The sequence below is a fragment of the Corynebacterium sp. TUM25015 genome, from assembly GCF_056393505.1.
This window is the reverse complement of the sequence record NZ_CM150783.1, coordinates 1,132,893-1,146,240: the sequence shown is the minus strand read 5'-3', so window position 1 is coordinate 1,146,240 and position 13,348 is coordinate 1,132,893. Positions and strand designations below refer to the sequence as shown.

General features: G+C 59.9%; 8 protein-coding genes. 4 read left to right on the top strand and 4 right to left on the bottom strand.

Annotation, left to right across the window (positions count from 1 at the left end):
• Positions 1 to 110 precede the first annotated feature (110 nt).
• Positions 111 to 1,814, top strand: a complete 1,704-nt coding sequence (pgi, locus tag AC06DS_RS05160) for a glucose-6-phosphate isomerase (RefSeq protein ID WP_477100102.1) — start codon at positions 111 to 113, stop codon at positions 1,812 to 1,814.
• 461 nt (positions 1,815 to 2,275) lie between these two features.
• Here the strand turns inward: pgi and AC06DS_RS05155 are convergent, their stop codons facing one another.
• The 4 genes from AC06DS_RS05155 to AC06DS_RS05140 form a co-directional block, all read right to left on the bottom strand.
• A complete protein-coding gene (locus AC06DS_RS05155) occupies positions 2,276 to 3,034 on the bottom strand; it encodes a neuraminidase (protein ID WP_477100101.1) in 759 nt (252 codons plus the stop codon).
• A 111-nt stretch (positions 3,035 to 3,145) separates the two neighbouring features.
• On the bottom strand, positions 3,146 to 4,039 hold the full coding sequence (locus AC06DS_RS05150) for a hypothetical protein (protein ID WP_293791931.1): 894 nt from the start codon (positions 4,037 to 4,039) through the stop codon (positions 3,146 to 3,148).
• A gap of 690 nt (positions 4,040 to 4,729) precedes the next feature.
• Complete coding sequence (locus AC06DS_RS05145; protein ID WP_477100100.1) at positions 4,730 to 5,575, bottom strand: DNA-formamidopyrimidine glycosylase family protein; 846 nt, start codon at positions 5,573 to 5,575, stop codon at positions 4,730 to 4,732.
• Positions 5,568 to 10,553 carry a DEAD/DEAH box helicase gene (locus tag AC06DS_RS05140; RefSeq protein ID WP_477100099.1) on the bottom strand — a complete coding sequence of 1,662 codons (4,986 nt, stop codon included), beginning with the start codon at positions 10,551 to 10,553 and terminating at the stop codon, positions 5,568 to 5,570. The genes AC06DS_RS05145 and AC06DS_RS05140 overlap by 8 nt, the downstream gene beginning before the upstream one ends.
• A gap of 34 nt (positions 10,554 to 10,587) precedes the next feature.
• Between AC06DS_RS05140 and AC06DS_RS05135 the strand changes: the two genes are divergently transcribed.
• Genes AC06DS_RS05135 through AC06DS_RS05125 form a run of 3 tightly spaced genes read left to right on the top strand, consistent with a single transcriptional unit; the run spans position 10,588 to position 13,293 of the window.
• Entirely contained in the window at positions 10,588 to 11,352 is a 765-nt protein-coding gene (locus AC06DS_RS05135; protein WP_034993066.1) for a 3'(2'),5'-bisphosphate nucleotidase CysQ, read from the top strand.
• Between the two features lie 35 nt (positions 11,353 to 11,387).
• The gene (locus tag AC06DS_RS05130; RefSeq protein WP_034993064.1) at positions 11,388 to 12,314 is read left to right on the top strand and encodes an alpha/beta fold hydrolase; all 927 of its coding nucleotides are present in this window, start codon (positions 11,388 to 11,390) and stop codon (positions 12,312 to 12,314) included.
• The gene (locus tag AC06DS_RS05125) at positions 12,304 to 13,293 is read left to right on the top strand and encodes a lipase family alpha/beta hydrolase (RefSeq protein ID WP_237744320.1); all 990 of its coding nucleotides are present in this window, start codon (positions 12,304 to 12,306) and stop codon (positions 13,291 to 13,293) included. Before AC06DS_RS05130 ends, AC06DS_RS05125 begins: the two co-directional genes overlap by 11 nt.
• Positions 13,294 to 13,348: the final 55 nt, after the last annotated feature.

The window sequence follows — 13,348 nt, the reverse complement described above, 5'->3', positions numbered from 1 at the left end:
CTACATTTACGCGCCTTCAGCGCCCACTACGCAGACCACCACGCACCCGCGGCATTTCCACTACCGTGGAAAGTGACATTTGCAGTGATGAAAGGAGCCCGGCAGTGCCCATGCCACAACAACGCGAATCCGCACATAAGACTCGGGAGTGGAAGAAGCTCACCGAATACGCCGACGCAACACGCGGCACCCAACTGCGGGAGCTTTTCACCGAGCAGCCGGGGCGCTCCAGTGACATGACCTATAACGTTGGCCCGCTGCATGTGGACCTGTCTAAGAACCTCATCGATGAGCGTGGTCTGCGACTACTGCTAGACCTGGCTCGCGCGCGTGGCCTGGAAGATCACCGCAGCGCCATGTTCGATGGCGAACACATCAATAGCACCGAGGACCGCGCTGTACTGCACACCGCGCTGCGCATTCCCGTGGATCGGGAGTTTAGTATCCCGGTTGATTCCGAAACAGGCGAGACACAAGACGTAGCCGCCGATGTACACGCCGTGCTGGGCCGTATGCGCGATTTCGCAAAGGCACTGCGCTCTGGCTCGTGGCAAGGTGTCACCGGCCACACCATCAAGCATGTGGTCAACATCGGCATCGGCGGCTCCGATTTGGGCCCGGCAATGGCTGCACAGGCGTTGCGCCCGTACATGACGGCGGGAATTACGCCACACTTCATCTCCAATATTGACCCTGCGGACGTGGCCGGCACCCTCGACGGACTCGATGCTGAATCCACGCTGTTCGTCATTGCCTCCAAGACCTTCACCACGTCCGAGACACTGGCCAACGCCCATGCCGCGCGCCGTTGGCTGCTGCAAAACCTCTCCGATGCTGGGGTTGAGGTCGAGGGAGATGACGCCATCCGCGACATCACTGCCAAGCACTTCGTGGCCGTATCCACCGCTGCAGAGAAGGTCCAGGACTTCGGCATCGACACGAAGAACATGTTTGAGTTCTGGGACTGGGTAGGCGGCCGCTACTCCGTGGACTCCGCGATTGGCCTGTCGCTGATGGCAGCCATTGGCCCACAGGACTTCATGCGGTTCTTGGAGGGGTTCCACGAGGTAGATGACCACTTCCGCACCGAGCCGTTGGAGATGAACATTCCGGTACTGATGGGCATGCTCGGCGTGTGGTACACGGACTTCCTGGGAGCACAATCGCATGCCGTGCTGCCGTACTCCGAAGACATGGCGCGCTTCCCCGCGTACCTTCAGCAGCTGACGATGGAGTCCAACGGCAAGTCCGTGCAGCTGGATGGCACGCCGGTGGAAATCCCCTCAGGCGAGATCTATTGGGGTGAGCCCGGCACTAACGGCCAGCACGCTTTCTTCCAGCTGCTGCATCAAGGCACGCACCTGGTTCCGGCGGACTTCATCGGCTTTGTGAACCCGCACGACGATGCGGTTGCTGCGGATGGTTCCACCAGCATGCATGACATGTTGATGTCCAACTTCTTCGCCCAGACTCGTGTACTGGCCTTTGGCAAGAACGCAGCAGAGCTGAAGGAAGAGGATGTGGCTCCTGAGCTCATCCCGCACAAGGTGATGCCCGGCAACCGCCCGACCACCACCATTCTGGCTAACAAGCTAACCCCGAAGGCGCTGGGCGCACTGATCGCCCTGTACGAGCACATTGTTTTCGTCCAGGGCGTGATCTGGGGCATCAACAGCTTCGATCAGTGGGGTGTAGAGCTCGGCAAGAAGCAGGCAAACGCACTGCTTCCTGCGGTTACTGGCGCGGAGCGCAGTGACGCCGGCGACTCCTCCACCGACGATTTGATCGCTTATTACCGCCAGCACCGGGTCTAGCGCTAACAAGTGGGATAAGTGATTGGAGACACAGGATTGCTAACACGGAGGTCTGGGGCGTCGATATCTAATACGAACCCCGCTTCCGAGTGGCTTGGAGCGTTGCTTGAAATGCTCTAGGCATTTCTTTCCCCACAAAAAGCGGGGGTTCGCCACTGTCCGAGATTCGCAGTCCTCGCCTTCCCAACAAGGCGGTGCACCGAAATCTGCTAACCCCATCGCGGGATCCCTTAATGGAGTGCCGTTGCTCCTGGCTGTCCCCCTTATGATTCCGTGGTTGGCGATTTATGCAATTTGGGTTGCCCTGCACCCTGGCCAAGGATAAGCACTGTCCTTTCGCCGAGCAGGGCGAGGAGGTCGCGCCCAAAAGTTTAAGCGCAAGAAGATTTAAGCGCGAGAAAGGCTCCTCGCCGAAGCGGGGAGCCTTTAAAGTTGCTGCACTACCAGGGGATCAAACGTCCTTAGAACAGACCCTTGGTGGGCTTGTGCATCACGTCAGTGGTGGTGACTTCGCGGGAGTCAACGTTCTGGTCATTAGAGGTGGACTTGTCCTCCTCCAGACGACCGGTCTGCGTGACGGTGATGTAGTTCACCAGGCGGCCCAGCTTGGTCTTGCCGTCGCCGAAGTTCAGGTTAGCCAGCAGCTTGGACTCACCCGGGTTGACCGGGTTGGACAGGGTGACCTCGAAGCTGCGGACAGACTTGGCCTTGTCGAAGCCCAGGTCGCGAGTGTATGCACCGTTGAACCAGCCCGGAGTGATCAGGCGGTCAACACCCTTTGGTCCCTTTTCGGTGTGAACGTCGATGCGGAAGGTGGTAGCCGGGAAGTCCTGGTAATAGATCTCGGAGCCAACGTTCTTAGCGGAGATGGAAACCAGGCCAGCGAAACCTGCGGACTTGCCAGCAGCAACGTGGATCTCAGGCTGCAGGTCGTACTTCTCGGCCGGAGCCTCAGCTTCCGGCTTCTCGGTAGGCTTCTCAGCCTCTGCCTCTGGCTTCTCAGCCTCTGCTTCTGGCTTCTCAGCGTCAGCGGCCGGAGCCTCTTCTGCTGGAGCTTCAGCGGGCTTCTCAGCCTCATCGGCAGTGACATCGGTTGCTACTACGTCGTTGTTGAAGCCAGGGTCAACGGCGTCTTCTGCGAAAGCGTTGCCAGCGCCTGCGAAGGCGGTGGTCACACCAATAGCGGCAGCGAGGGTCAGGGAAGCTGCATTCTTCTTCATGTGAGGGGGTTCCTTACTTTGTAGAGGTGCGGGTCGAAGCGTTGCGAGAGTTGATGCGAGATGAAGGTATTCAAGCGCTCCGACGCCACGGGAGTTTTAGCGAAGGGGGTTTTAAGCCTCTGCGGCTGCGTCGTCAGCAGGCTTGTCAGCAGCCTCGGAGTCGGCCGGCTTGTTTGCGGCAGCGTCATCGGCTGGCTTGTTGGCGTCGTCAGCTGGCTTCTCGGCCGGCTTGTTAGCCTCTTCAGCTGGCTTGTTGGCGTCGTCAGCTGGCTTCTCGGAAGGCTTCTCCGCATCCTCCGGCTTAGCCGGAACTGCGGAATCAGCCGGGTTGCCGTACAGCTTCATGTTGACCTGGTTCTTCACCGGGGTCAGAGCGGACCACGGGGTCGGGGTGGACCAGGTGCCGTTCGCCTTGCAGAACTGCTGGGTACCGGTCATGTTGATGGTGCGGAAGCCGTAGGTAGCCTCGCCGGTGTGGCCGGCCGGAACGTCGTACGGGCCGATCTTCTGGCCAACATTCCAGCTCAGGGAGTAGGAAGCCTCAGCGCCGATGCTCTTAGCCAGCTCGTAGGCAATTCCGACGCTGCCCTTGCCGCTCTTGGCAGATGCCTCGCCGCCCAGGTTTGCGCTGACCGTCTCGGTGCGGTCGCCCTTGATGCTGATGGTGATGGTCTGGGTCTTGGACAGTTCCTGGGTCAGCGGGATGGTGTTCTTGGACTGGTTGGTAGCAGAGATGGTGCCAGCCGGGGTGAACTTGTCGTCAACCTTGTAGACGACGGTGCGGTAATCCTCACCGGAGTTGCAGACCGGGTGCGGGTTCAGGATGTTGGCCTTGATGTGGTCGCTGCCGTGGGTGGTGTTGACGATCGGCAGGGTGGGGTTCAGCTTCGGGGTTTCCGGGTAGTGCTCTTCCTTGGTGATGGCAGATGCCGGGGATGCGACTGCAGCTGCAACGATGACAGCAGCAGCGGCAGCACTTGCGCCGTTCTTCCACAGGTTCTTCATGTTTTGTGCTCCTCTTGCACGCCCACTGGTCGAAAAATGCGGTCCGACTACAGCCGGTCCGCGTTAGCGAGTGCATTGGTGATGCTGCGATAGTGCACGTCGCTCTACTTCAAAGGGTCTTGCGAGTCTTCGCCCAGGTGGCTTTGTTCGAATCAGGTTAAGGGGTGCCCTCGCCTGGGTGATGCTCGGTATTCGTGAGGACCGCACACCGCTCAGGCTCTGAGTGACGAGATCCAACTTTAGACCCTCGAAGCTTCTCATTGTTCGACAATTTTGCACCGCAGTGCACCACATTCAATCCCAATGTCATCTTGCGTTAACCTCTAGTTAACCGTAGAAAACTTAGCCAACCCTTAAAACGCCTCTCAGGCGCGCCCGAAACGACATTCACTGTTGATGTACCCAATTCGAACTCGATTTCAATTAGCCTCAGGCCGCGACCATATAAAACTCGATCAAACTGTAGCCCCACCCTGTTCCCGCCGAACATTTCTCAAAATATAAGAACCCTCACCCCTTTTTCGAGCAAAACATTTCAACCATCAACCTGCGATTCACCCCATAACCCCCACTTTAGTGAACTTTAGGTAAACTCTTCTCACCAGGCATTTCTTTAATGGACGCGCTACATTTTACCCCAATATGGGGTTATTGTATCTCGCTTCACTACCCCTGCTGGAGCTTCAATCCTCAGTGCCCTTGACAGTTTGGGCACCACCAAATGATGCGCTCCAGCTCGCCTGCATCCAGTTCCGGATCTCCTTCAGCCCAGCGCCCGCCCAACGTCCCCTGCAAAATTGCCGCCCCACACCTCCGGCACGCTTTCCCTGCACGCCCAAACACCCACGTGCTGTACCCTGGCCGGCGATCTCCAGTAAAAACCCGGTGCGGTTCAAGACGGTTGTCCCACATCAATCGTCGCGCCATATCTATAGCCTTGGCGACGCCTTCTTCTCCCACTCTCCCAACTTCCACTTCCGGGTGCATTCCCACGAGGAACATCACCTCAGCGCGATACTCGTTGCCAATTCCTGCAACATTCTTCTGATCCAGCAAAGCAGCCCCCAGGGAGCGCGTGGGCCGTGCCATAATCCGCTCGATTGCCTCATGCCTTCCCACCGTCTCCCACTCATCCGCCAGAATGTCCGGCCCCAAATGCTCCACCACCTGCGGGAAGTCGGCAAAGGGAAAGACCCGCACAAATCCCAGATCGTGCCCTACGATCTCAATCTCTGCCCCTCCCGGATGCTGCGGGCTGAAGCGCAATACAATGCGGGCACTGTAGCCAGGCCGACGCCAGCGTTCACCCGCCCGGTGAATCGCCCATACCCCCTCCATCTTCAGGTGGGTGTGGATCACCCGCTCCCCAATGTGCATGAATAGATGTTTGCCATAGGGCCAGACCCGGTGCACTTCATCCCCATCAAAAGTCTCGGTCGCAAACCGCGGTACACGAATATCCGTGTACCGCACCGTCCGCCCGGTCATCCATTGGAGTCGGTTGGAAAGTTGTAGAACGGAATCACCCTCAGGCACGGATACTCAATCCTTTCGGAGTAAGTCGCGCCCCAGCGGCTACCCAATCCGTCGTATTAATGTCCATCACCGAGGAACCATTGACCTTCTCCACGGTCACAGGACTCAATCGTCCAGCACGGACGGCTTCCCGTAGGACTCGAACCACCAGATCTATTTGCGCTGCGGGAATTGCCGGCGACTCCGATGTGGCGTCATTAAAATCGGGCCGAGCAAAAAACACCACGTTTTTACCTCCGCGAGAGACATACGCCTCGGCGCGACCTGCCGCAACGATAATCATGGCGCCAGCAGAACGCGTGGGAGCCATCAACTCGGCGCTCGAACTACCTGGCTGTACAGTGCTTGAACGCGGCCACGGCAGCGTGGAACCGTAGGGGTTCGCCGGATCCAGAACTGACAGCAGCAGCGGAACGGAGGCTTCCGAATTGTTCATTGCCTCTCCACCACGCCCATCCTGCGCGCGCCGCAATTGGGAGATCACATCGCGCGGGGCAAACTGCGCACCGCCCAGGCCTTCGACGATATAGCCGCGAAGGACTTCACCGGAATCCTCCCAAGCGCTCAAAGTTCGATAAGCCTCGGCAAAACCACCGGCGGCCTTTTCAGCAACGACGGCTCCGCGGGTCACCACCGCATAGCGGTCGATCCAAGCCTCGGACAGCACGAGAGCCTTTTCAGCAGCGTCCGGCCTTTCTACGCCACCGGCACCCGCAGTACCTATAGCACTCACTGGACTAACGCCCGATACCGCCGACCAACGCCCTGGCACGGACGAGTGCGCATTCAATGCCTGTCGGGCTGCTCGCGCAAAACCACTGCGCCCCATCCGTACCCGTCGCACCGAGCCACGCCCCTGGTTTCTCCGCGGTGCGCGATGAGCTTGTTTACCGGTGGTCCCTGCTTCCACCAACCGTGCTCTCAGAGCCGCGAAACTATCGGGAGTAACCAGCCCAGCATCGAAGAGTTCCCACAGCGCCGCGTCCACTTCCGCATGTCCCGCTCCCGTCGCCGACTGCAACTCAGCTGCCAGAAACGCACCACCTCGTTGCAGATGCTCGAGGATCTGCGTGGCCACCATGCCGAGGGATGTCCCTTCCTTCTTTTCGACGCCGCGTTCCAGCCCTGCATCACCTCCCAGCAGGTACTCGGCCATGCCAGTGGGCATAAAACTCACCCAGGCATCCTTGGCTCCGGCCTGTCCGGCACCAGTAGTGAGAACCTCCCCGGTGCTGAGCAGCTCATCTAAATCCCCCGGCTGATAGTCCGGAATGCGAGCTGGAAGCACCAGCGTTTCCCATGCACTGGCGGGAATTGGCACCCCGGCAAGTTGTTCGAGCACGCTGAGGAGCTCCTCGCGCTGCATGTGCCCCAACCCATGCCAGTCAGCCAGGAACTGGGCATAGGTCTGCTGAGTTACGGGTTCCAACGCTCCGCGGGCAGCGGCCAAAGTCGCTGAACGCAGACGGCGCAGCATCCCCGTGTCCACGTATTGCATCTCGGACTGGGCATCTGCCTTTGCGCCACTTGGCGAGACGGAACCGGTGGCGTCCTCGAGAAACACAAAGCGCCCCGAGCTCAAGCGACGCTGCTGTGCTCCCTTAGTATTTTGCGTCCATTTCGTAAGCAGTGCATCGGCCGTTGCGCGTCCCAGGCCAAACTCCGCCGCAGCCTCTGCGGCAGTAGTAGGTCCGCGGTTCTTCATCCACCGCAGCAATAATTGGTCAATGGCATTATCCACCTGATCAACCTGCTCAGCGGCGATGGCAACTCCCGGTGGAACTGGCACTCCCAGCCCATCGCGCAGCAGCGCCATGTCCTCGACAGCAGCCAATTTGGCCTGACCGCCGAAGTTGACCTCCATCAAGCGAGTCGGAATCAATTCGCGCAGTTGATTGAGGCTATCCTCCACTGTCCCCGCCCACGGCTCAAGGCGCTCACACACGCCCTCGGTGCTCAGCGGGCCGAGCGCACGCAGCATATCCACAGCCTGTTCCACGCTGCCAGCCTTGCGCCCCTCCGCCAGCCACTGCGCGGCGTCCACCACGCGCCGTACCGCAGCCGGGTCTAGGGCCATGCCCTCCTCACGGGTGCCCAGTACTTTGGCAAGCAACGCGGGATCCACGGCCAGGGCTGCGGCCCGTTCTGCAGAATCGCCCTCATAAATAAAGGCGCTGGTGTAGGTGAACAACAGCGACTCCGCAAAGGCACTTGGCCCCTCGGTTGTGACCTCCGCCAAACGCACACCACGCTGCCCTAGCCCCGCCACCAAGGTCTTCAAAAAATCCAGGTTGTACACGTCGTGTACACACTCCCGCATGGTCTCCACCATCACGGGGAACTCCGGATGCTCGCGGGCAACATCCAACAATTGGGCGGCACGCTGGCGCTGCTGCCACAACGGTTGGCGCTTGCCCGGGTTTCGGCGCGGCAGCAGCAAAGCCCTAGCTGCGCACTCGCGAAAACGCGCGGCAAACAGGGCGGAGGATCCCACTTCTTCCATCACATCCGATAGCGTGGCCTCTGCCCGCTCGGAACCGTCAAAGCCGTGTTCGCCGAGCAAAAGCTCCATTCCCGGAGGTTCCTCGGAATACGGCAGGCGCAGCACCATGCCGTCATCTCCTGCCACTGCCATTGCGTCGATACCTGTGCGGCGGTTCAGCTCTGCACCCAACGCCAGCGCCCAAGGTGCATTCACTCCCCGACCAAACGGCGTGTGCACCACCACGCGCCAATCACCAATGTCATCGCGGAAGCGCTCGATCAGCACGGTGCGTTCATCCGGGATGATTCCAGCGGTTTCCTTCTGTTCCTGGTAGTAGGCATCGAGGTTGGCGCGAGTGTGGGCGTCCACAAAATCGGCAGAACGTATATCCCCTAAAGTGTCAGAACCCCAGGTACGGCGGTTCTCACCGATGGCCATGCCCAGCTCCACCGGGCGGCCTGCGGCATCACCCACCCAAAATGGCAGTCGACCAGTGTGCCCGGCGGCGGGGGCAACGATCACCTGGTTGCGGTTAATTTCCAAAATCCGCCAACTGCTCGCCCCCAGGGTGAACACATCGCCCACACGAGATTCGTAGACCATTTCCTCGTCCAGCTCGCCCACCCGGCGCGCGCCGTCGTTCTCCCCGGCAGCCAGGAAAACCCCGAACATGCCGCGATCCGGGATGGTGCCGCCGCTGGTTACCGCAAGGCGCTGTGAGCCGGGACGGGCTTCCAGGGTGCCGGCCACAGGGGCGTACACCACGCGGGCTTTTAGGTCAGCGAAGTCAGTAGAGGGATAACGCCCACTGAGCATCTCGACAACCCCATCGAAGGCCTCCCGCGGCAGCGTGGAATAGGGATGAGCGCGGCGTACCACCCGCCACCACTCCTCCACGTCGAGCGCGTCTTTTCCGGCACTCGCCTGCACACTTGCAGCCACGGTCTGCTGCGCCAGCACATCTAGCGCATTATGCACCACGTGCAGTGGCTCCAATTCTCCCTTGAGTAGCCGGTCGACGACCACCACCGCAGCCTCAGCGTCCTGCTTGTGCAATGGGTAGATCGTCGCGTGGCTGGTCGCTCCCACGTTGTGCCCGGCGCGACCACAGCGCTGCACTGCCGCAGCCACTGACGGTGGCGCCCCAACCTGTACCACGTGGTCCACCAATCCCATATCGATGCCGAGTTCCAAGGAACTCGTCGCCACCACGCAGCGCAGTTCACCGGACTTCAACGCTGCCTCAATGTCCGCGCGTTCCTCCTTCGACACGGAACCGTGGTGTGCCCGTGCCACGCCTTCACCGCTGATCCCTCGCACTGCGCCGGACTGTGCCATCAACTGTGCTGGGTCGCGCCGTGTTAAAGCCGCCAGTGCATCGGGATCATGTTCTTTCGCCCACTCCTCGTTGAGAGCCCCGGTGAGCCGCTCTGCTGCGCGCCGGGAGTTCACGAACACGAGGGTGGAGCGGTTTTCCATCACCTGCTGGTAGATCGCCTTTTGCACATGCGGCCATACGCTCTTTTGCTGCGGTAGCGCGGATTCTTTGTCCACGCCACTGGCCACCCGTGCGCCCGAGCCATTCTGTGTGCTGCCACCCACGCCCTCGCCAATGAGGCTGGGGCCAAGCAGTGCCTCATCTATGGGGCCTATTGGTTCCTCTTCTGGCTCTTCTGTTGACGCCCCCTCGTCCGCCACCTCATACTTCGCCAACGCGATGTCCTCCGCTGCCGGAGGATCTTGAAAATCCTCCACCACGCTGGTTACCTGCACATCCCACGATTTCGGCTGCTCTGGGTTCACCACCGTTACCGGTCGATCACCGCCGAGGAAACTAGCAGCCTTATCCACGGGATTCACCGTCGCCGATAGTCCGATGCGCTGAACTGCCTGACCCGTCAACATCTCTAAACGTTCCAATGACAGAGCCAGATGTGTGCCGCGCTTCGTTCCCGCCACGGCATGCACCTCGTCGACGATGACGGTGTCCACATTCGCCAGCGTGGCCGCGGCCTTGCTTGTCAGCATGAGGTACAGAGATTCGGGGGTGGTCACCAAAATCTCCGGTGGATTGCGCAGCAGCTTAGAGCGTTCCGACTGCGGGGTATCTCCGCTGCGCACTCCCACCCGTACGGGCGCTACGGTTTCCCCCATCGCGTCTGCCACGCGCGCAATGCCGGCCAGCGGGGCAGCCAGGTTTCGGCTGACGTCTACGCCCAGTGCTTTCAGCGGGGAAATGTACAGCACCTTGGTGGGACTGGACTTTTCAGGCGTGGGGGCGTCATTAAAAAAAGATCCCCCAGAAAGCTTTGACAGTGACCAGAGAAAAGCCGCTAGAGTCTTGCCAGAACCGGTCGGCGCTACAACCAGTGCATTCTGACCTGCAGAGATAGCCTTCCATGCTTGGGTTTGCACGACCGTCGGCTCGGCGAATACATCCCGGAACCACGCTGCAACGGGGGCATAAAAGGAATCCAGCGGGTCAACAGCCATGTGACCATTTAAACAGACCGCTAAAGTAAGAACTATGACGGCTGAACTCAATGATGCGACGCTGGCCCAGAGACTCGCGCAGGGCACCGGGGAAATCCTCAAAGGCGTAAGAAACGTAGGTCTGCTCCGCGGCACCGAACTCGGGAAAGCGGGCGACGCACTAGCACAGGACTGGATTGCCCGGTCCCTCATCCAGCACCGTCCGAATGATGCGATGTTGTCGGAAGAGGCCGAAGATGACCTCGCGCGCCTGGACAACTCCCGGGTGTGGATTATCGATCCGCTTGATGGCACCCGCGAGTACGCAGGCGGCCGCCAGGACTGGGCCGTGCACATCGCCTTGGCAGAAAACGGCGAGATCGTCGAATCCGCCGTGGGCATGCCGGATCTGGGGCGCGTGTTCAGCAGCGCCGAGGTCCGTGCCGTTCAGGGACAGCGCACTAACCGTCTAGTCATCAGCCAAAACACCACTCCCGCCATTGCAGAGTTCATCGCCGAAGACTTGGGCATGGAGCTGGTCACCATGGGTTCCTGCGGCGCTAAAGCCGTCTCCGTGATCCTGGGAGATAACGACGCTTATGTGCACGCCGGCGGCCAATACGAGTGGGATAACGCCGCTCCTGTGGGCATTGCACAGGCCGCTGGTCTGCACACCTCCCGCTTGGATGGCACCCCGCTGCGTTATAACTGCGAGTCTCCTTACCTGCCGGATCTGGTCATCTCCCGCCCCGACCGAGCCGACGAAATTCTGGCCTCCGCCGCGAAGTTCCACGAGAAGCACGGAGCTTATTCTCTCTAGATGTTTAGCCCCCTTAGCCCTTAAGCTAGGGCGGTATGCTTCCTTTTTCCTTCTTGACGCCCCGCCCGGCCTCCCGCAAAAAACTCCAGCTGGATGCCGATGTGCCAGCCACCTTGCAGGGGCGCTTCGTGCTGGGTGCTCCGGCCAATAACCCGCAGAAGGAGCTTTCGGAAGAGCACCCCTATCCCCTGGTTTTTATCCACGGCACGACGGATAATTCCTTCCGGTGGCAGAAGGCCACGACGTACTTTGCGGCCCGTGGCTACTCTGTGTGGGCCTTTAACTACGGCAAGCCGGAAGTCGGCCGTCCCGCTATACCTGGGGTGTTTGCTGTGAACGATATCGACGAATCCGCCGTAGAGATCGCGGAAACAATCGATTACATCCTGGACGTGACAGGCGCCAGCAAGGTGGATCTAGTGGGACATTCCCAGGGCGGGCTGCACATTAAGAAGTACATTGCAGAACATGGCGGACACGAGAAGGTGCATCGTGCGGTGGGCATTGCCGCGACCTATCACGGCACCACGATGACGGGTATGTCCTCGATCCTGCAGAATCTGGTGGATCGCAACCCGGAGTTTGCGGATCTGGTGGCGGGTAAGGCTGCGGTGCAGCAACTGAACCGTTCAGAGTTGATCCGCAAGCTCAACGAGCTGCCAGATACCCACCCAAACGTTACTTATACGAACATCTACACCTCGAAAGATCTTACGGCCACGCCGAATTCGACGTCCCAGCTGGAGTCGGTCGACGGAGCCGATGTTGCCGAGGCGGAGGTCGGCGAGGTCTGCGGGTTGTTGCTACCCCCGGGGCATGCTTCGCTACCTGAAAACGATCACGTCATTGGCCTAGTGGAATGGGGATTGACCCGCGACCAGGGGGATTGCACACCTGTGCACGTGGGTTGTAACGGTGGCCAACGGTGGAAATTAGGCTATCGTTTCTTCTATGACAACTAAGTATCTCGCAGTTGGGCGTATTCGCAGTGCCGCCCGTGCCAGTGTCGCCGCACTGGCTCTCACCCTGACTTCCTCTCTTTTCTCTGCCGCGCTCGCTCCTGCCGCTTTGGCCTCCCCTAGTGATGACGCCGCCGTGCCAGATGGGCTCGTAGGTAAGCATGTGGCAACTACCCCTGTGAACAATGCCCTGTGCGTGCCTTCGCCGGAACATCCGAATCCTGTCGTTTTCATCCACGGCACGTCGGATAACTCCACGCGCTGGCAGAAGGCCGCCAATGCTCTTACGGAGCAGGGCTTTTGCACCTGGGCTTTCAACTATGGAAAGCGTCAGGATAGCAAGCCGAATCTGCTTGGTCTTTATGCCACGGAGGATATCGACGATTCCGCCAAGGAGATCGCATCAACCATCGACTACATCTTGTCTGTCACGGGTGCAGAGAAGGTCGATTTGGTTGGGCACTCTCAGGGCGGACTTCACCTGAAGAAGTACATCGCGGAAAACGGCGGCGGAGAAAAAGTCGACCGCGTGGTCGGCGTGGCTCCGACATATCACGGCACCACGTTAAATGGCATGGATAAGATGCTGCGCCCGATCATCGAGCGCAACCCAGAACTCGCGGAATCCGTGGCGGGCAAGGCCGGCGTGCAGCAGCTGATCGGCTCGGAGGTAATCAACCGGCTGAACGAGAAGCCGGATACTGACAAGCGCGTGCAGTACACCAACCTGTATTCCTCGGCTGATACCACCGCCACCCCGAACAGCACCTCCCAGCTGAAGTCTGTCGACGGCGCTGACGTGGCCAACGTGGAGATCGGAAAGGCCTGTAACCTTCTGATTCCGCCGGGGCACGCCGCCCTGCCACAGAACAACCAGACCATCGGTCTGATTCTGTGGGGTTTAACACGCAAGGCGGGCGACCATAATCCCACTACCAGCGACTGCGCCAACCCGACCAGCAAGTCGACACTCAAATCCTGACAGGCTCCGCGCCCCGTGCGTGCCACCTCTGACTGTCCGACGTAGACTATGTGGG